At 46.9% G+C, this 19074-nt stretch carries 13 protein-coding genes; 7 read left to right on the forward strand and 6 right to left on the reverse strand.

The window, feature by feature from the left end:
• The 5 genes from IGI84_RS10770 to IGI84_RS10790 form a co-directional block, all read right to left on the reverse strand.
• Positions 1-882: an ABC transporter permease gene (locus tag IGI84_RS10770; protein ID WP_086294872.1), complete on the reverse strand. Its 882-nt coding sequence runs from the start codon at positions 880-882 to the stop codon at positions 1-3.
• 240 nt (positions 883-1122) lie between these two features.
• The gene (locus IGI84_RS10775; RefSeq protein ID WP_430600351.1) at positions 1123-2514 is read right to left on the reverse strand and encodes a glycoside hydrolase family 1 protein; all 1392 of its coding nucleotides are present in this window, start codon (positions 2512-2514) and stop codon (positions 1123-1125) included.
• A complete protein-coding gene (locus IGI84_RS10780; RefSeq protein WP_430600353.1) occupies positions 2507-3382 on the reverse strand; it encodes an ROK family protein in 876 nt (291 codons plus the stop codon). Before IGI84_RS10780 ends, IGI84_RS10775 begins: the two co-directional genes overlap by 8 nt.
• 3 nt (positions 3383-3385) lie before the next feature.
• Complete coding sequence (locus tag IGI84_RS10785; RefSeq protein ID WP_430600355.1) at positions 3386-6064, reverse strand: alpha-mannosidase; 2679 nt, start codon at positions 6062-6064, stop codon at positions 3386-3388.
• A 72-nt stretch (positions 6065-6136) separates the two neighbouring features.
• The gene (locus tag IGI84_RS10790) at positions 6137-7426 is read right to left on the reverse strand and encodes a glycoside hydrolase family 125 protein (protein ID WP_430600357.1); all 1290 of its coding nucleotides are present in this window, start codon (positions 7424-7426) and stop codon (positions 6137-6139) included.
• 155 nt (positions 7427-7581) lie between these two features.
• On the opposite strand from IGI84_RS10790, the gene IGI84_RS10795 reads away from it, so the two are divergent.
• Together IGI84_RS10795 and IGI84_RS10800 are read left to right on the forward strand one after the other, a co-directional pair.
• Entirely contained in the window at positions 7582-8634 is a 1053-nt protein-coding gene (locus IGI84_RS10795) for a GntR family transcriptional regulator (RefSeq protein ID WP_140965835.1), read from the forward strand.
• Between the two features lie 5 nt (positions 8635-8639).
• Entirely contained in the window at positions 8640-10790 is a 2151-nt protein-coding gene (locus IGI84_RS10800; RefSeq protein WP_430600359.1) for a GH92 family glycosyl hydrolase, read from the forward strand.
• Positions 10791-10875: 85 nt separating this feature from the next.
• On the opposite strand, the gene IGI84_RS10805 is transcribed toward IGI84_RS10800, so the two are convergent.
• A complete protein-coding gene (locus tag IGI84_RS10805; protein WP_140965833.1) occupies positions 10876-11682 on the reverse strand; it encodes a Cof-type HAD-IIB family hydrolase in 807 nt (268 codons plus the stop codon).
• A gap of 172 nt (positions 11683-11854) precedes the next feature.
• Here IGI84_RS10805 and IGI84_RS10810 point away from each other — a divergent pair, with 172 nt between their 5' ends.
• From IGI84_RS10810 to IGI84_RS10830, 5 genes are all read left to right on the forward strand, one after another.
• Positions 11855-12850 carry an ROK family protein gene (locus tag IGI84_RS10810; protein WP_430600361.1) on the forward strand — a complete coding sequence of 332 codons (996 nt, stop codon included), beginning with the start codon at positions 11855-11857 and terminating at the stop codon, positions 12848-12850.
• Between the two features lie 37 nt (positions 12851-12887).
• A complete protein-coding gene (locus tag IGI84_RS10815) occupies positions 12888-14729 on the forward strand; it encodes an FAD/NAD(P)-binding protein (protein WP_430600362.1) in 1842 nt (613 codons plus the stop codon).
• A gap of 198 nt (positions 14730-14927) precedes the next feature.
• Positions 14928-15866, forward strand: coding sequence for an AAA family ATPase (locus tag IGI84_RS10820; RefSeq protein ID WP_077452765.1), 939 nt, complete (start codon positions 14928-14930; stop codon positions 15864-15866).
• 2 nt (positions 15867-15868) lie between these two features.
• On the forward strand, positions 15869-16912 hold the full coding sequence (locus tag IGI84_RS10825; protein WP_430600364.1) for a DUF58 domain-containing protein: 1044 nt from the start codon (positions 15869-15871) through the stop codon (positions 16910-16912).
• Positions 16909-19047 carry a transglutaminase-like domain-containing protein gene (locus IGI84_RS10830; protein WP_430600366.1) on the forward strand — a complete coding sequence of 713 codons (2139 nt, stop codon included), beginning with the start codon at positions 16909-16911 and terminating at the stop codon, positions 19045-19047. Before IGI84_RS10825 ends, IGI84_RS10830 begins: the two co-directional genes overlap by 4 nt.
• The last annotated feature ends 27 nt before the right edge of the window (positions 19048-19074 follow it).

Raw genomic sequence — 19074 nt, forward strand, 5'->3', positions numbered from 1 at the left:
TTAGAATAATGCTGAATCTGGTTCTAGTTTACGAACAACCAAATTCGCTGTTAGTAATAATAATGCCCCAACCACTGATTGATAAAGGCCGGCAGCTGCGGTCATCCCGAAGTCGCCTGTGGCAGTCAGTCCATTATAAATGTACGTATCTAAAACGGAGGTGACTTGGTACAATGCCCCAGAGTTTCGTGGGACTTGATAGAAAAGTCCGAAGTCGGCACGGAAGATCCCACCGATGTTCAAAATCAACAAGACGGAAATCATTGGAATCAGTTGTGGCAACGTCACATTCTTGATCTGCTGCCATTTGCTGGCGCCATCGACCATCGCGGCTTCGTAATACGTTTGATCGATCCCGACCACTGACGCATAATAGATGATGCTGTTGTAGCCTAAGCTCTTCCAGACATTCATAAAGACGAAAATAAACGGCCACCATTTCGGGTCAGCATACCAGTTGATTCCTTCACCGCCCATACCCGTGATCCATTGGTTGATGATCCCTTTGTCTGGACTCAAAAAGGCATAGACAAAGTACGAAATAACCACCCAAGAAAGGAAGTACGGCAACAGTGACATCGTGTGATAAACTTTTACCAAACGCTTATTGCGTAGCTCACTCATTATAATGGCAAAGGCAATCGCAAAGAATAGGTTGAATGCTAAAAATACGATATTGTAGAGTAGGGTATTTCTAGTGATCAGCCAAGCATCATTGGATGCAAATAAAAATTTAAAGTTATCAAAGCCGACCCATGGGCTTTGTTTCAAACTGGCAAAAAAGCCGTCTGGTGAAATGTGGAAATCTTTGAACGCCACCACATTTGCGAATACAGGTATATAGAAAAAAAAGATAAACCAGACAACACCTGGCAAAGCCATCAATATCAATGCTTTGTATTGCCAGACATTCCTCCAAAACCCCTTTTTCTTCACATCTCATCATCTCCTTCATGCTACTAGAATAACGCTTTCATCCCTAAAAAATAAGGAACAAACTAAAGATAAAATGAAACAAATTAAAGGTCTTTGTTTATATTTTGTTTTTATTCTCTAAAAACCTGAAAAACGTCCTACCTTTTGCAAGATAGGACGCTTCATTGATTTGTTTTTTATGAATGATCAGTCGACAAAGCCGTTTTGCTGAATCACTTCGTGGAACCACTCACCGGACTTTTTGATGGTGCGTTTTTGGGTAGCCAAATCGACGGCAATAAACCCGTAACGATTTTTGAATTCATTCAGCCAAGACCAATTGTCCATGCAGGTCCACATGTGATACCCGCGGCACTGGCTGCCTTCTTGGATCGCTTGGTGTACATACCGCAAATGATCTTTGATAAAGGTGATGCGGTAGTCATCTTGGATCTGACCACTGGCATCGATAAAGCGTGTTTCATCTTCGACCCCCATGCCGTTTTCTGAAATATAACAAGGGATATTGCCGTAGTTGTCTCGTAGGTTGATCAAGGTATCATAGATGCCTCGTTCATAGATCTCCCAGCCTCGATGGGGATTGATTTTCTTTTCTGGCCAATCATAAACATCGAAGTAATCTTCTGGCATTGGTGTGTCCGCTGTTTTGGCAGAACGCTTTTGCTGCACCCGCCGTGGCTGATAATAGTTGACCCCCAAGAGATCGACCGTGTTTTCTTTAATGATCTGCAAATCTTCTGCTCTGGTTTCTGGCATGATCGCCAACTCGTTTAAGACAGCGATCAATTCTTCCGGAAAGGTGCCCTTGACGGCAGGATCTAAGAAGGAACGGTTGAAAAAGGCATCTGCCAGTTGCGCCGCTTGGCCATCTTTTTCATCGTTCGGATCTTTCGGATAAGTCGGTGTCAAATTCAAGATGATGCCGATTTCGCCTGATTGCTGAGATTGACGGAAGCGTTGGATGGCTAAGGCGCTGGCGAGTGCTTCATGGTAGCCGACTTGCACCGCATGTGCCAAGTTGATTTCTGCTGGGTAATGCTGTTGATACAAATACCCCATCTCCACTGGCACGATCGGTTCATTTTGCGTGAACCAATGACGGACTTGATCACCGAACAACTCAAAACACAAAGCAGCATAATCTGCAAATGCTGTGACAGTCTCGCGATTGAGCCAGCCGCCTTCTTTTTGCAGTGCCATCGGCATATCAAAATGATACAAATTGATGAAGGGCTCGATGCCATTTTCGATCAAAGTGGCGAAGTACTCGCGATAAAATGCCACTGCTTGTTGATTGACCGCCCCTCTTCCTTCTGGCAGCAAGCGACTCCACTGGATCGAGGTTCGAAAAGAATTAAAGCCGATCTCTTTCATCAACGCCACATCTTCTGGGTAACGCTGCAGCAGTTGGACAGTATCTTTTGGTCCCCGTTTTTGATAAAAACGTTCTGGCTCCGTTGCGTACCAATAGTCCCAAATCGAATCGCCTTTGCCATCATCGGCCGTTCGTCCTTCAGTTTGTGGACCGCTGGCGGCGGCCCCCCACCAAAAATCTTTAGGAAAATACAGGTTAGTCATGGGCAGTCACCTGCTCTTTGCCTAACAAGAGACAGCCGATGATGCCGCTTTTGTTCGGCAAGCCCCAAGTGACGATGTAGTCTTCCACTGGTGGTGTCTCCATATAGCCTGCCATTTGTTTCAGGAAGGCTTGTTGGATTTGAGCGAGTAAATGCGGCTGATTCATGACCCCACCGCCTAAAATGATTATCTCAGGTGCTAAAGTCAACGTGATATTGACCAGCGCTTGCCCTAGATAAAAGGCCTGCAACTCCCAAATCTCGTGGTCTTGTGGCAAGTCTTGTCCTTTGATCCCCGTGCGTCCTTCCAAAGAAGGCCCTGCGGCTAATCCTTCCAGACAGTCGCCGTGATAGGGGCAAGTACCCGCATACGTATCTTCACTGTGGCGTTTGACATAGGTATGACCGATTTCTGGATGACCGATCCCTTCGAAAATCTTTCCTTCACGAACGACCCCGGCGCCAATGCCGGTTCCTACCGTCAAATAGACACAGCTGTCTTTGCCTTGCGCCGCCCCTTGGCGTAATTCTCCATAAGCGGCAGCATTGACATCTGTTGTCCAAGCAAATGCTGTCTCTGGATAGCGCTTCTTTAACGCACCGAGAAAATCGAACTGCTGCCAGCCCTTTTTCGGCGTGGCTAGTATGTGGCCATAGGTCGCTTGGGTTGGATCGATCCCGATCGGACCAAAGGAACCGACCCCTAATGACACGAGATCGTAGGGATCGAAAAAGGCAAAGATCGCCGCTAACGTTTCCTCTGGTGTTGTCGTTGGGATCGACTCTTGGGCGATGATCGTCAGCTGTTCATCGGCAACGGCACAAATCATTTTTGTGCCGCCGGCTTCAATTCCTCCGTAAACCATCATTTCTCACTCCTTTACTCCAATGGTTCGAATTTCATATGGGTGTAATTGCTGATTGACGCTCGATGCTTGTTCTTCCTCTAAAAGGTTCAACAGACAGAGCGTTGCCTGCTCTTTTTGCACGTGAAAAGCAGTGGCTTGATCCGCCAAATTATAGCCCCGCAAAACGATCTGCTGGTCTTGACGATTGCGTTTTAAGGCGGTGATAGCTACCGTCGATCCATGAGCTTCCATGTATTGGTTGCTGCTGGCTAGCTTGCCTTGGTGCTTGTCGGTCTGGCTTGCCGTCCAAGGAACTTGGGCAGCTTGTGCTTGGCGATACGTTTCATAACGTTCTTCAGGAGCCCCATGACAGGCTACGCCGTATTCAAAGGTGTGGTTGCCTAAGCATTGCGCTTCTGGTGTTGGGAAGTAGCCCCAATCACCTAGTTCTCCCGTACAGCGCAACATGGTCAAGCAGATCTGATCCTTCACGATTTCATATTCGTTCAAACCAAAATTAGAAACCGTCATGCCGCTAGTTTCATCATGCAAGTTGACAAAGGCGTGCTGATGCTGCGGATTTGTTGGGTTTTCCCAATGACTGGAAACCTGATTTGGCCGTTTTACGACTTCATAAATGCTGTCAGCTTCATGGAAATCCGTGGTGATCCCTGTTGGGAATAACACCCGCAGTCGGTGATCTTTGCTTTGGTTGTTGACGGTGGTTTTAAATGCCAGGCGGTTGCTGGTTCGTTCTAAGCGAATCTCCGTCTCGATCTTGAAAGCAACCAATTCTTGACTCCGCTGTGCCTTACGGAAACGGAAATCGACGACAGCTTTTTGTTCTTCTAACAAACGGTCATCTGCTGAAACAGGAATCTGTAATTCTTGCGTCAGTCGCACGACTCCCACCAGCGGATCGTTTTGTTCGATCGTCACGTGATGCGGAAATTGCGTCGATAAGATTGCTTGATCCCCTTCTGGTTGTTTGAAGATGTACTCATTGGCGATATCCCCCACATCCTCGAAAACCAGTAAATTGCGATAGGTTTTTTGGGTTGCTTTGTCTGTAATCGTCAAGCTGCCGTTTTCAGTAATGACGGCTTCCAAATGTGCGTTGGCAAGTTTACGCCCTCCTTCTGAAACGATCGGTGCGCTCTCTACTGGCGTAGCGGCTTTTTCCACTAGGGCAAAGGTCTGCCATGAAAATTCCGGCAACTGGTTTGCTTCTACTTGGACCGTGACAAAGCGTTTCATGAAAGGAATCCGAAAGGCATCTTTAGGCAATTCATAGTCAAAAAGGACCTCTTCTTCACTGATGATCGCAGCAACAGGGTTCCCCTGTTCATCAATCACCGAATAAGAACCTTTTGGCTTCGCCAACAATTCGTGGTAAAGCTTGCTTGGCAATCCTTCACGGAATGTTTTACGCTCAAGTTCGATCACCACTTCCACTAAACCAGAACGAGTGCTGCCAGTGGTGTTGAAGACCACGAAGGGGCGACTCTCCTCAGGAAACTGGCTCGTGTCGATGGCGGCTACTAAATTGCGTAACGCTTCATCTGCCACAAACTTGCCGATTTCATTGGCTTTTTCAAATCGCGGCATCATTTCTCGGTGTACCTCGTCCACTGAGCAGCCGCAGATGCTGTCGTGAGGATGATTTTGCATCAGAGTTTTCCACGCATGATCCAACATATCGTGAGGATAGCTGCCGCTTGCTTCATAAGCCATAGTTGCTAATGGCTCCGCAACATTTTCTAATTGGCGGGAAACCTTTGTATTCCATTGTTTTAAATAGACTCGGGAAGAGGCGGTATTGGCTAAAGTATACCAACCATCGGTTTCTTGACTGGTCAATTCACCTGTAACAGTTCCTAGGTCATCTGGCAGATCTGCTTGCACTGCTTCAAGGTATTCGGTAAAGCTGGCGTGCTTGAATTCATACTCTGGGAAAAGCTCGTTGGCTGTACGAATCGCTGCCGAAATGTCTTTTTGGACGGGTTGATGATCGACCCCATTCATCATTAAATAATGATTGGTGGCACCAAATTTTTCTACATCTTGCAGTTTTTGCGTCCAAAAGGCTTTGGCTTCTGCTTTATCCACTGGAATCTCATTGCCATTGGAGTACCAGTTGGCAAAGAGTAGACCAAAGATTTGACTGCCATCTGGACCTTCCCAATGCATTTCAGAATATTGGGAAGTAAATTGATCATCGGGTAAAACTTCGTTGTCAAAGCCGATCGGTTTGACGCCACGACCAAATGCAGCACTTTCAAGATTGGCTTGCAGCATCATTTGCGGGGTTTGCCCCATATTACCAAAAGTATCTGGGAAATACCCCAACATAACGGGGGTGCCCCACTTTTTGCTTTCTGCCATTCCAATCAGCATGTTACGGGTGTTTGATTCAGCACTGATCAAAAAGTCATCTTGCAAAATATAAAACGGACCGATCTGTAATTTTCCTTGTTGGATGGCCGCTTTGACCGCTTCGCGTTTTTCAGGTCGCACTTCTAAATAGTCATCCAAGATGATCGTCTGTCCATCTAGATGGAAGCTGTGGAACTCAGGGTCATTTTCAATTAATTCTAAAAGATCATCCATCAATTCAACTAGCCGCATGTGATGCTGTTCGTAAGGCATGTACCACTCCCGATCCCAGTGGCTGTGTGAGATGATATAAACTTGTTTCTTCATTGATTTTTACTCCTCGCTGTTTGCGTCGTTGGACTGCTTTTGTGTCACTCGAATGGTGGTGAGTAGTGCTGCTTATTTTTCCACTCGGATATCGAAATAATCCATGACCAATTCACAAAACATCATGTTCGCCCACGAGAACCATTCTCTCGTGTATTGCGAAGGATCATCGACATCGAACCCTTCATGCATCAAATTGGTACCCGCATCTGTCGCCACTAACTGATCCAAAATTCGTTTCTTTTCTTCTTTGTCAGTGGTGGTCATACCTTCCATTGCCATGGCGATCGGCCACACATAATTTTCTGGCGTATGAGAGCTGCCAATGCCTTTGGCGTATTTGCCTTCATAGAAATACGGATTTTCACTGCTTAACAACGTTTTACGGGTCTGAAGATAAAGGGGATCTTCCATACTGCCATACCCCAAGTAAGGAGCGGCGATCAAATTCGGCACATTGCTGTCATCCATCAGGGTGCTATTGCCGAATCCATCCACTTCATAGGCGTAAACTTCTTCGCCAGCTTGGTTTTTGGTCAACCCATGCTCTTTGATGCCCGCTTCGATGTCTGCTTGTAATTTTTTTGCTTGTGCCACGATCGCTGCATCTTCTAAAACCGTCGTAAAGATTTCTTGGATATAGCCTAAGACCACCACCGCAAACATATTGGAGGGAATCAAATAGCCGTATTTGCAGGCATCATCACTTGGTCGAAAGCCTGACCAAGTCAAGCCAACGGGTTTCACCGGTGCTCCTTTGCCGTCATGAGTCAAGGTATCTTCTTTTCGCCAGGTATCCCGTTCAAAGCGATACGGGGATTCCGCATGGTTTTGTTCTGTCACAAACACCTCCAAGGCTTTTTTGATGCCTGTTACAAAATCATCATTGAACTGATCGGTTCTGCCTGTGTTTTTATATAGCAGATAGGCCAGTTGGATCGGATAACACAAAGAGTCGATCTCATATTTGCGTTCCCAGATCCAATCGTTCATTTTTGTATCGTCTGTTTGGTGGCCAGCACCATTGGCTGATTCGTTAAAGGCATTTGCATAAGGATCGATCGTAATATAGTAGAATTGCTTCTTGACTAACCCGCTGATCATGCTTGCTAAGTCTTTGTCTTCTTTGGCGATCACTAAATAGGGACGAACTTGCGCAGTGGAATCTCGCAGCCACATCGCTGGAATATCCCCCGTCAGTAAAAAGGTCGTGCCATCCTCATGACGCTTGACCGTCGTTAATAGTGTATTGGCAAAAGCTGCGTTAAAATTTTTCGCCCAATCGGCATGCGTTTCTCCGCATAGATCCGTAATCGTTTCCATAAATGTTGCTACTGAAGTTGGTATTTCTTTATAAACCATTCCATCACCTTCCCTGATTTGATATATCAATTTACGAACCTAGTATATCATGAATCATGTGAATGTCTAGCGCTTTTTCAAAATAATTAAAGGGTTTTCATTTTTGTTGGTTTATGGTATGCTAACAAATATGATATATCAAAAGGGGTTTTCTTATGAAACAACCATTATATAAAAAAATTTACGCGGAACTTCACGAAGCCATCATTGAAGGCCGTTTGGCTCCGGGCAGTCGTGTTCCTACTGAAAAAGAACTATCTGAACAATACCAAGTCAGTCGGATCACCTCTAAAAGAGCCTTGACGGAACTGGAACAAAATCAGCTGATCTATCGCGTGCAAGGCAGCGGCAGCTTTGTCCGGGAATTGAAGGAAAAAAAAGCGACTGGACGAATTTTGTTTGTCTTGCCCTTTGCCAATGATCTTTCTTTAGGAAACTTTACCGAAGGCATTTATCCAGTGATGCAAGAACACGGCTTTGAACTTTTGATGACACCAGTGGATTATTTGGAAAAAACGACGGCAGCTGAGCTGATGCAAGAATTCGACGGCCTGATCTATTACGCCAGCAATACGTTTTCTTACTATGACTTGCTGTTCGAATGTGCTGAAAAACACTTTCCTATCGTGACCTTAGATAAAAAGTTGCATGAGTTTGAATTTCCAGCGGTCATGCCAGATAACTTTCAAGGTGGACAGCTAGCTACGGAGCATTTACTTGCGTTGGGGCATCAACGGATCGCTTATATTTTTGGTGATACCCATCATCCACAATCCGTCCGTCAGCGTTATCTAGGCTACATCGATGCACTGAAAAAAGCCCAAAGAACCTTTCGCACCAAGTTAGACGACGCGACTGCCAGCATCGCAAATGCGCTTGACTACCTGGAAGAACATCAGGTCACGGCAGCCGTCTGTGAAAATGATTTGATCGCCATCGAATTGATGCGGGCATTGCGCCAAACAGATCTGCATGTCCCTACCAACATTTCCCTGGTTGGTTTCGATAATATCCAAGCCGCTGCCCTCGTTGATCCAGCCCTAACGACCATCGGGCAGAATTTTGCGGAGATGGGGCGCTTGGCAGGAAAGCAAGTGATTGAGAAAATCAACGCTGCGAAGGCAGCAACCCCAGTACCAACGGAGACGACCACCCATTTAGTGGCTGTTTCTTTGATCAAAAGAGAATCAACCCAATTAAAGGAGTGAACCAAGTGAACGTATCAATGATCGACACACGACACGGAACAGACAACCAATATAGTTTTTCCCATGGCAACTGCCTGCCTTATACAGGGGTTCCTTTTGGCATGAACTACTTTGCCCCGCAAACCAGTGATCAACGCGGCAGTTGGTGGTTTCATCCAGAAGATCGAACCTTTCAGGGCTTTCGCATCACCCATCAGCCTAGCCCTTGGATGGGGGATTTCAGCCATCTGACGATGCTGCCGATAAACGGCACGCTTTCTGAAAATACCCTTTTCCATGCGCAAAGCTCGTATCGTCCCGAAGAAAGCACCTTTAATCCAGCCTTTCTTAAAATCAAGACACAGCGGTATTTAACAACAACGACTTTGATCCCCAGTATGTATGGCGGTGTGCTGACTATTGAAAACTGTGGGGATCAGCCGGGTCTTGGCTTGTCACTGCCGGGTGACTATGTCTTAGAACAGTTGGACGAACAGACCGTGGCTGGTCAACTGATCGTATTTTCCGGGTGCGAAGATGAACGCTTCAACTTCCATTTCGTCTACCGTTTTGAAACACCCATCACGGCGATCGAAGGTGCCTTGACAGGCAAAGAAGCCTTCGTTGTTCTCCGCTTTGATGATTGCCAAACACAGACGATCCGTTTTGCGACCTCGTTTCTCAGTCGCGAACAAGCTTGCTTGAACTTGCAGCGGGAACAGCAATGGGCTCCTGCCGATTATCTGGCTTCTGTCCAACAGCAATGGAATCATTTTTTGCAAAAAATCGAGATCGAGCATCACGATCAAACACAAGTTTCTACTTTTTATCATAATTTTTATCGCTTATTCTTGTTTCCTCAAACCTTCTTCGAAATCGATCAAGAGGGCCGCAAAATGCATTGGGATACCTTGGCAAAAGCGATCAAACCAGGACCACTGTATACAAACAACGGCTTTTGGGATACGTATAAAACTGTCTACCCGCTCTTTTCACTCTTGGCCGTCGAACAATTGGAAGACATGCTGGAAGGCTTTTTGAACAGTTATCGCGAAAGCGGCTTTTTACCGAAATGGCTATCACCCGATGAGCGTGGATTGATGCCAGGGACGCTGATCGATGCCGTGATCGCTGATGCCGCAGTAAAAGGCATTCGTCCCGATTTGATGCCCGAATTTTTAGCAGCGATGAAAAAAGGCGCCACCGTCCAAAGTGAAAATCCCAATTATGGTCGGCGTGGCACAACGGACTATTTGACTTACGGGTATGTGCCATTGACGCATCATGAATCGGTCAATCACACCCTTGATTATTGTTACAGTGATTTTTGTATTTCACAAGTCGCGCAACAGCTGGGTGACGAGCAAGCAGACTATTATCAGCAGCAATCGCAAAACTACCGCAACATTTTCGATCAGGAAACTGGCTTTATGCGGGCAAAAGATCCCGATGGTGCCTTTCGTCCAGAATTCAGTGACACACGCTGGGGCTTGGATTATGCAGAAGGCAGTGCGTGGCAAAGCAGTTTTGCTGTTTACCATGATTTCGCTGGTTTGATCGCCGAACATGGCGGCAAAGCGGCCTTTGAAGCAAAACTGATCGACTTGTGCAATCAAGAACCTCGCTATACGACAGAAGGCTACGGCTTTGAGATCCATGAAATGAGTGAGATGGCCGCACTCGATTTTGGTCAGCTGGCGATCTCCAATCAGCCAAGCTTCCACTATCCGTATCTATTCAGCTATTTGGGCAAACCAGAAATGGCACAGCCCTTGATCAAGCAGCTATTGACACAATGCTTCAATGACTCGCCCAAAGGCTTTCCTGGCGATGAAGACAACGGTAGCATGGCTGGTTGGTACATCTTCAACTCCTTGGGCTTTTATCCAGTCACACCAGGGACGGGGGAATATGTCATCGGCATGCCATTATTTGATCAAGCAACCCTGCATCTTGCTTCAGGCAAAGACTTAGTGATCAAGAGCACGCCCAATGCGCCGCAACAGCTCTTCGTGGATAAAATTAAATTGAACGAAGAACCCTTCGAGCGATTGTTTTTCACCCACCAAGAATTGACTGCCGGTGGTACATTGAACTTCCAGCTAGGTATCGTCCCTCGCAGCAAAGAGTGGTCAGCCGATGCTTATCCTTATAGCGTCAGTCAACCACATGCATAACGAAAAAACCGCTCCTTAGCAACAGGCAGCAGTCTACTTTCAGTCAAATGAAAGGACGCGCTGTCCCTGCTAGGGAGCGGTTTTTTTATTGGTTCATTTGTAGCGGTAACAGACGTTCGATGGTTTTCAGCACGCCATTTTCATCGTTTGACTTGGTCACAAACGCTGCCGCTGCCTTGACTTCCTCAAAGGCATTGCTCATGGCGAAACTAAACGTGCCAGCTGCCATCAACTCCAAATCGTTCAAGCCATCACCGAAAACCATTGTCTCCTCTGGTGTGACGTGCAGCAATTCTTGCAAGTGTGCCACAGTCGTTCCTTTGTGGACGCCTTGATTGGTGATATCGATCCAAGCGGCTTCCGAAGCCACGATGTAGGCGTCGTTTGTAAATTCGCTTAACTGTTGGACATGCTCAAAGCAACGTAGTTTTGGATCAAAAATAGTGAGCTTCACAAAATCTTCTGTGATGGTTTGATAATCCGCCACCGTTTTGACCACCCGATAAGAGCCACGCACTTTCTGGGCATCTGCTTCATTGGTCGTTTCCGCAATGTACGCCGCAGTCGGTGTACAGGCGATGATCACATGATCTTGCGCAATCGCAGCGAGCTTCGCAATGATCCGCCGTCCTAATTCGTTTGGCAGCAGTGATTCAAAGATGTATTCGCCTTGATGTTTGATGCGGGTCGCGCTATCCCCAAGAATCCAAACATCCGCTGCTGCTTCACCAAACAGTTCTTCCACTCGTTCACACTGTTTGCCGGTACACGCCGCAAAAGCAACCCCCGCTTCTTTCATTTGTTGGCTGACTTGTTGATAATAAGGCCGATCAAAACTGCCTTGGCTGTTCAAAAATGTGCCGTCTAAATCTGTGATGACTAATTTGATCATACGTTTCTCTTCCCCTCTACCTCGTGTCCTCTTTATTCCAAATCACTTAATTAATGTTATTAATTAAGTATACTTATTTTCAAATTTTCCGTCAAGTCAGTCTTTTAAAAACTTTACATCGTTTCATCCCGTCGGTATACTTAATTAAATCACTTCATTAAGGAGAACACTTATGGCTTCTACCACCCATACCATTCGCCAGCAAAACAAACAGCTGGTTTTAAAAACTTTGTTTCAAAACGGGGCATTATTCGCCTCCGATTTAGTGAAGAAAACCGGCATCAGCATGGTCACCACTAACTCATTATTAAAAGAATTGTTAACAGAGGGGGAAATCACGAAAGGTCCACTGGAGCAAAAAGAGCTAGGGCGGCCTGCTGTGACCTATCAGCTAAACCAAGACCGAGGTCATTCTCTTTTGCTTAGCTTTATCGATCACGATGGTTCCTTGGCTCTTTGGTCCATGCTGATCGACCGCAAGGGGAAGGTTTTGGCAAAACACGACCAGCCGTTTCCTGATGTTGCCCCCCATCGCTTTCAAGAATGTGTAACGAACGAGCTAGCATTATTTCCCTCTGTGGAACAGATCGCCCTCTTTTTACCAGGAAAAATCAGTGGAGGAACCGTGACTTCCAGCTGGTATGAAAAATTCAATGGCTGGCACCTGGCAGCCCTCGTGACAGAGGTCACTGCACTGCCCTTCTACTGTCAAAACGATGCCCATATTTTAACGATCGGCTATTGCATCGCCCAACAGATCTCTTTGCAGCAAACCATCGTCGGCATGTACAATCCCGAAAAAAGCATGCCTGGTATCACGCTCCTGGTCAATGGTGCGCTTTTAGAAGGAAAAGATGCCCTAGCAGGAGAGGCAAAATTTTTGCCCGGCTACTTAGATCAAGGGGTACCGCAAGACCGCAGGGCTTTGGTTCAGCGCCTGACAAGCTTACTGCCATTTTACAATTCAGCTTTTGCCCCCCACTGTATCATTTTAGCCAGCAGTGATGCAGTAAAAACCGATCTCTTAGACGCGATCCAAAAAAATCCATTGCTGCAGCAACAACCCAATCAGCCTGCTTTCCATTATATCGATGCCATCGAGGAAGCCATGGTGCTAGGCATGCACTGGCTGATTTTCCGCAAGACACCTTTTGACTTAGCTCGTTGATGACACAAAGACCATAGAATAATTGAGGCGGTGTGATATGAAAATAGCGATCATTGGTGCTGGTCCTCGTGGACTTTCACTTTCCGAACGACTGATTGCTCATAGCAAACAAAACAAACAAGCCATCGACTTGCTGCTGTTTGATCCCTTTCTTCCTGGGGCAGTTTGGCGCACGGATCAATCGGCAGATCTGCTATTGAATTCTGTGACCAGTCAAGTCACCCTTTTCACGGATGACACATTAAGCACCGGCGGCCCCGTGGTCAAAGGACCTACCTTATACGAGTGGGCAGTGACAGAAGGGAAACATTTCGCAGCCACGCATGCCCCTGAGCTCGTTGCGGAATGCACAGCACTTGATTCACTTGATCCTAACGGGCATTGCTCACGGGCGTTATATGGACTCTATCAGCAGTGGTTTTATCAGCAGTTGTTAATAGCGCTACCTGAATCCATTACCGTCAACCATCTGTCAGATAGGGTCAGCTCCTTGACACCGCTTTCCAACAATCGTTACCAATTGACGACGGCTCACCAAACATTCCTTGTTGATGCCGTCGTCTTAGCTACAGGCCATTCACAAGCCCAACTGTCAGCAGCAGAACAACAATTGGCGAATGCTGCCGAAAAAAATGGCTGGTTTTATGCACCGCCAGCCAATGCGGCAGATACGGATCTAACGGCGGTGAAAGCTGGCGAACCTGTGATTTTACGAGGACTAGGACTTGCCTTTTACGATTACGTCACCCGCTTGACTAGCGGTCGGGGCGGCACCTTCGTCAAAGTCAATGGATCCCTCGTCTATCAACCTTCTGGTGAAGAACCGCAAATCATCGCCGGTTCTCGGCGGGGTGTCCCGTATCATCCTCGCGGCCGCAATCAAAAAACACCGACCCAGCAGCGAAAGCCCGTTTTTTTGACCCCTGAACGCCTCGCTGCTTGGCAAGCAGCCAAAACGGTTGCTGGCAAGACCCTGCTCTTCTATTTAAAAAAAGAGGCAGAACTCGTCTATTATCAAACGCTGCTTATAGAAAAACAACGGCTTGGCAAAGATCAGCTTGCCGCTTTTAACGCCGCCTTTGTTGCCACGGAAGGATCTGAAGACTTGCTGAAAAAATGGCAGCTTCCTACGACGGAGTGGTGGTCATGGCAACAACTAGCCGATCCCTTTGCTCAGAAAAAGCAGCAGTCGTTGCAAGACTTTTTCATTGCACTATTACGTACCCAAATTCAAGATGCCGAAAAAGGCAATCTAACGGGACCCATCAGCAGTGCCTTGGAAGTCTTCAAAGATCTGCGGGACCCGATTCGGTTTGTTCTCGATCATCAGCTAATGCCAGCACAAGACCTGAAAACACTCTTTTGGCAGTCTTTCGTTCCCTTGAACAGCTTCTTATCGATCGGTCCGCCAGTTAGGCGCCTGCAGGAACTAGTGGCATTGATGGAAGCCGGAGTGGTGACCTTACTAGGTCCTGACATGACTGTTGAGATCGAGGAGGCTTATTGTACGTATTCAACGCGATTTCCCGACACACGCTATCACGCGACGCAACTAATTGAGGCCCGCATTCCATCGACAGCGATTCGTCGAACCAACAATTCCTTGTTGCGGCAACTGCTAAATGATCGGATCATTCACCCGCACCAGTTGCCGATCCCCAATGAGGAGCCTTTTGAGACGGGGGCTATCGCCATCGATCCAGAGACCAATCAGGTCCTTGGACCAGATGAACGCCCCTACACTACCCTCTATTGTTTTGGGATTCCCACAGAAGGCATCCACTGGCTGACGGCTGCCACTGCTCAGCCGGGAACTGATGCTTGGAATTTACGGCAGGCGGATCAGATCGCCGCTGAGCTTTTGCGCGCATCCCTTTAACAAATGGGTCCATCATTTCCATGAAAAGCAGACACCTGATGAACCATTCGGGGGTCTGCTTTTGTTACGTCTTCCGTCACACTGATTTTTCTTCATTATTTAGAACATTCTTGAAATTTTCTTTAATTGTTACACGAAAATTGCGACAGTTCTAGAAAACCGTTACAATAGAAGAAAAGAACGCAAGGAGGTTGTTTCATGACCGCTGAATTACAAAAAATTGATGCCTTGATCGCAGAAGTGGAAAAAGTGATTTTAGGCAAACGAGATGTGATCCAATTTACCGTAGCTGCGCTGCTTGCTGGCGGGCACGTTTTATTCGAAGATATTCCCGGTGTCGGGAAAACAATGTTGGTCAAGTCGTTAGCAAAAGCCATTCAGAGTGACTACAAGCGAGTCCAGTTTACCCCTGACCTTTTGCCTAACGATATATTAGGTGTCTCGATTTTTAATTCCCAAAGTCACCAGTTCGAGTTTCGTCCTGGTCCGATCTTCACCTCCGTCCTCTTGGCAGATGAGATCAACCGCACCACACCAAGGACGCAAGCCTCGCTTTTAGAAGCCATGTCAGAAAATCATGTCACCATCGACAATCAAACGTACCCATTGAGCCCTCACTTTTTTGTGTTAGCTACCCAAAACCCAATCGAATATGAAGGAACGTATCCCTTGCCCGAAGCCCAATTGGATCGTTTTTTGTTCCGCCTGCATATCGGTTACCCAGATTTTCAAGATGAGCTCGCCCTTTTGACTGGAAAACGACAGCAAAGCTTGGATCAGATTCAAACCATTTTACATGCTGATGAAGTGACTGCTTTAAAAGCGATGGTCGATGACGTATATGTCGATGAGCAAGTCGCCCGTTATGCATTGCAGCTGGTGCAAGCAAGTCGACAGCACAATGCCATTGACCTTGGTATCAGTCCACGTGGTGGGATCGCCTTCTTAAAAGGCGCTAAAGCTCTAGCGTTGACGGAAGGCCGCACCTTTGTCACGCCGCAAGACTTGCAGCGAATTTTACCAGCAGTCTTCGGTCATCGTTTATTACTGAAAGGCGGCGTTCATGCTAGCACGGAGACCCTTTCAGATTTGATGAAACAGATGATCCAGCGGGTGCCTGTCCCAACGAGGAAATAGCGATGAAAAAAAAGAAAATTGAACGCCTGCTGCGCATCCTGCTGTTTGGTGCTGTTTATTTTTTGCTGCTGGCTTATTGTGTGATCTTCAATAATAATGCTGGCTGGAGCCTTTGGTTTTTACTGACTCTGTTATTGTTGCTTGACGCAGTATTCTTGCTCCCCTCCCTCAAGAAGGTCCAAATCATTTTAGAAGAATCGATCCAAGCTGAAACACACACAGCGATCACCTTACCGCTGCAAGTCTTCAAGTATCGCCCGACGCTGCTGCCGCTGGTCGATTTCACCTTGCAGTTTGACGATCGTTTCAAGGAAAGTCATCACAGCGCCTTTTATCGAGGCAATCTGATCCGGCTCCAGCTGCCTTGGACCCCAAAGGAGCGTGGCAGCTATGAAGAATTGTCCGTTCAACTGTCCAGCCATGATCTCTTTGGCTTTTTTGAAAAAAGCTACGCTGCAGTTGCGAACCAAACGATTTTGATTCTGCCTAAATTGACGCCAGAAGCCGTTACCCTACTGCCTTTTATTAAACAGCAAGTCCGCAGCCAAAGCCACGGGGAACCCAATTTTTCTATTCGACAGTTTCGTCAATACCAGTTAGGGGATTCATTAAAAAATATCGATTGGAAATTATCCAGCAAACAACAGGAATTGATCTATCGCGAACGAGAACACGAAGAAGAACAAGACATCTTTCTGCTCTTTTGGGGAGAAGATCAGCCTGCTTTTGAAGAGACTTTGACACTGTTTTATTCGCTCCACCATTTCTCGCAAAATCAACGACTTTTTCAGCCGCTCTTGATTGGTGACGGATTAACTTCTCCTTACCAAACGGATGCCGCTGCCTATGCCCAGATCCTTCCCTTCGAGAAAGTTCCTGAAGGGGTACCGCTTTTGACTGGCAGCCATCTTATCTTCATTACCCCGGTTTTCACCCCACAACTGGAAAACTACCTCAGTCAGTTGGAAGCAAAAAACAGCTGCCAAGTGTTTACCTACGCTGATTTAATGAGGCAGTTGAATGATCTTGAGGAGGCGGTAGGATGAGATTTATTAAGAAAGCGCTGATTGGTCTTCTGACCTTTCTCAGTCTATCACTGGTGATCTTGCCGTTTATCGCAGTTTATGACCTTGGCAATCAGTTCACCCTTTTAACTTATGCCTTTAGTGTCTGTTTGATTTTGACCGTCGTGCCGAAAGTCCGTTACAGTTTGCCTTTGCTGGCAGCCGCTTGGCTGATGGTCTTGTATTGGATCTTTCCTTATGGGACTGCCTTTTCTTTTGATTGGCTGCTGCGTTTTTGGCTGGACCTGCACCGTGCCTTTCAAGAGATCCTCAGCGGTGAAGTCGGCTATATCACCGAACTGGCGGCGGTGACATTGATCGTTAGTTGGGTCTTGTTTTTAGCGATCGTACCGATCGCTTATCAACGCTTTTTCTTGATTTACGCTACCATGATCGGCTACTTGCTAACAGTCGTGATTTTTAACCAATTTGATCTGACGTGGCATTTGATCGGTATTTTTCTTTGTGCCTTGGCTTCTTCACTGATCCAGCGCAGCGCCTTTCAATCCAGTCAAATGATCGCCCCCTGGTTCGCCGTGATGCTATTGATTGGTGGATTAGCCGTCACTGCTGTCTACTTGCCGCAAACGAGCCTGCGGGATCAGTTGGCAGCCCGTTCCACGCCTATACGGACAAATCTGAATCAGCTGGGTTTTTATCAATTTATTGAAGAACATGGCACCCCCACTGGTTCTCGCACAGGATTCAGTGAAAACGACCGTCAATTAGGCGGACCACTACTGGATGATGCGACGATTTTATTTGAAGCGCAACAAGAAACCCCACATTACTGGCGGGTGGAAAGTAAAGATTTTTATTCTGGTAAGGGCTGGATCAGTACGAGCCGCGAAGAGGCTCGCTTAGAGGCAGAGGGCGTCACGATCGCGGATCAAAGCTATCAGCAAGCCTATCTTGAAAACGAATCCGTTCGGGTCCAATTTCAAAACCATGGAGACTATGTCCCATTGCCCTATGGGCGCAGCACGTTGTCCCTTGAAAACGGTGCTCGCGGTTTTCAAATCAGCGATGCCATCCAGCGGGTCGATCTCATTGATCCACTCCCCGACACCACCTTGACCTTCGATTGGGACCATCCAGATTTTGCCGCAGAAAATCTCCAAAATCTGCCTTTGATCTATCCGGATTCTCCGATCGATTATATCCAGTTACCCGATTCTTTGCCGCAGCGGGTACGTGATCTCGCTGCTGAGATCACCACTGACAGCAACAGTCTGTTTGATCAAGTCACGGCGGTTGAAAGCTATTTGAAAGATCCACTCGTATTCCGCTATTCCAAGACCGATGCCGTCGTGCCTGCAGAAGAGCAAGATTACGTTGATCAATTTTTATTTGAATCACAAGTCGGCTACTGCGACAATTTTTCCACGGCAATGGTCGTGCTACTACGGAGTTTAGAGATCCCTGCTCGCTGGGCTAAAGGCTTTTCTCCTGGATCCCCCGTGACAGAAAACGGCATCACTACTTATACTGTCCGTAACTTGAATGCCCACTCATGGGTGGAAGTCTACTTTGACGGATACGGCTGGGTGCCTTTTGAACCGACACCTAGTTTCCAAAATCCAGATCGTCCCGTGTTGACGCAAGAATCTACTAGCTCCGAAGAAACACCGACCGCTAGCAGCGAGACAACACCAACGAGCAATACGGAAACAGAAAGTAGTGAAACCACGACCAGCAGTTCTGCAACAGCCGCGGTTACCGATGATGTTTGGTTGACTGAGGAGCTGAAACAAACGCTGCGCAATGGCTTCTTTGGAGGCTTAGCTATCTTAGGACTTGGCCTGCTTTTCTATTTCCGCCATTCGTTTTTCCGTATTCATTTATGGTTGATCTGCCGCTTTAACAAACAGCCGCTAGTTGCTGCCTATCCTTTGTTTTTACGACAAACGACGAAAGTTCTGTACCGTAACGAGGCGGAGCCGTTGATCGATTATGCCCAACGACTCGAAGCCTTCTATCCACTGTTCCATGGTGATTTTATCCGCTTGACGCAGCAATACGAAGCCTACCTTTACAGCCAAGAACAGCCGGCTGGTCAAGAAGCCTTCTTGAAGCAAGTCGCTGCCCAAATCAGTCAGCTGAAAAAAATCAACTAAGCAGTGAGGAGAAACGACAAAAAAACG

This window comes from Enterococcus sp. DIV0008, assembly GCF_050542615.1.
GTDB lineage: Bacteria > Bacillota > Bacilli > Lactobacillales > Enterococcaceae > Enterococcus_D > Enterococcus_D innesii.

What these genes read in the sequence shown, in the direction of transcription:
- IGI84_RS10820 (WP_077452765.1), top strand. Translation starts at nt 14,928, where the DNA reads ATGACCGCTGAATTACAAAAAATTGATGCCTTGATCGCAGAAGTGGAA.
- IGI84_RS10810 (WP_430600361.1), top strand. Translation starts at nt 11,855, where the DNA reads ATGGCTTCTACCACCCATACCATTCGCCAGCAAAACAAACAGCTGGTT.
- IGI84_RS10825 (WP_430600364.1), top strand. Translation starts at nt 15,869, where the DNA reads ATGAAAAAAAAGAAAATTGAACGCCTGCTGCGCATCCTGCTGTTTGGT.
- IGI84_RS10775 (WP_430600351.1), bottom strand. Translation starts at nt 2,514, where the DNA reads ATGACTAACCTGTATTTTCCTAAAGATTTTTGGTGGGGGGCCGCCGCC.
- IGI84_RS10785 (WP_430600355.1), bottom strand. Translation starts at nt 6,064, where the DNA reads ATGAAGAAACAAGTTTATATCATCTCACACAGCCACTGGGATCGGGAG.
- IGI84_RS10780 (WP_430600353.1), bottom strand. Translation starts at nt 3,382, where the DNA reads ATGATGGTTTACGGAGGAATTGAAGCCGGCGGCACAAAAATGATTTGT.
- IGI84_RS10830 (WP_430600366.1), top strand. Translation starts at nt 16,909, where the DNA reads ATGAGATTTATTAAGAAAGCGCTGATTGGTCTTCTGACCTTTCTCAGT.
- IGI84_RS10795 (WP_140965835.1), top strand. Translation starts at nt 7,582, where the DNA reads ATGAAACAACCATTATATAAAAAAATTTACGCGGAACTTCACGAAGCC.
- IGI84_RS10815 (WP_430600362.1), top strand. Translation starts at nt 12,888, where the DNA reads ATGAAAATAGCGATCATTGGTGCTGGTCCTCGTGGACTTTCACTTTCC.
- IGI84_RS10790 (WP_430600357.1), bottom strand. Translation starts at nt 7,426, where the DNA reads ATGGTTTATAAAGAAATACCAACTTCAGTAGCAACATTTATGGAAACG.
- IGI84_RS10805 (WP_140965833.1), bottom strand. Translation starts at nt 11,682, where the DNA reads ATGATCAAATTAGTCATCACAGATTTAGACGGCACATTTTTGAACAGC.
- IGI84_RS10770 (WP_086294872.1), bottom strand. Translation starts at nt 882, where the DNA reads ATGGCTTTGCCAGGTGTTGTCTGGTTTATCTTTTTTTTCTATATACCT.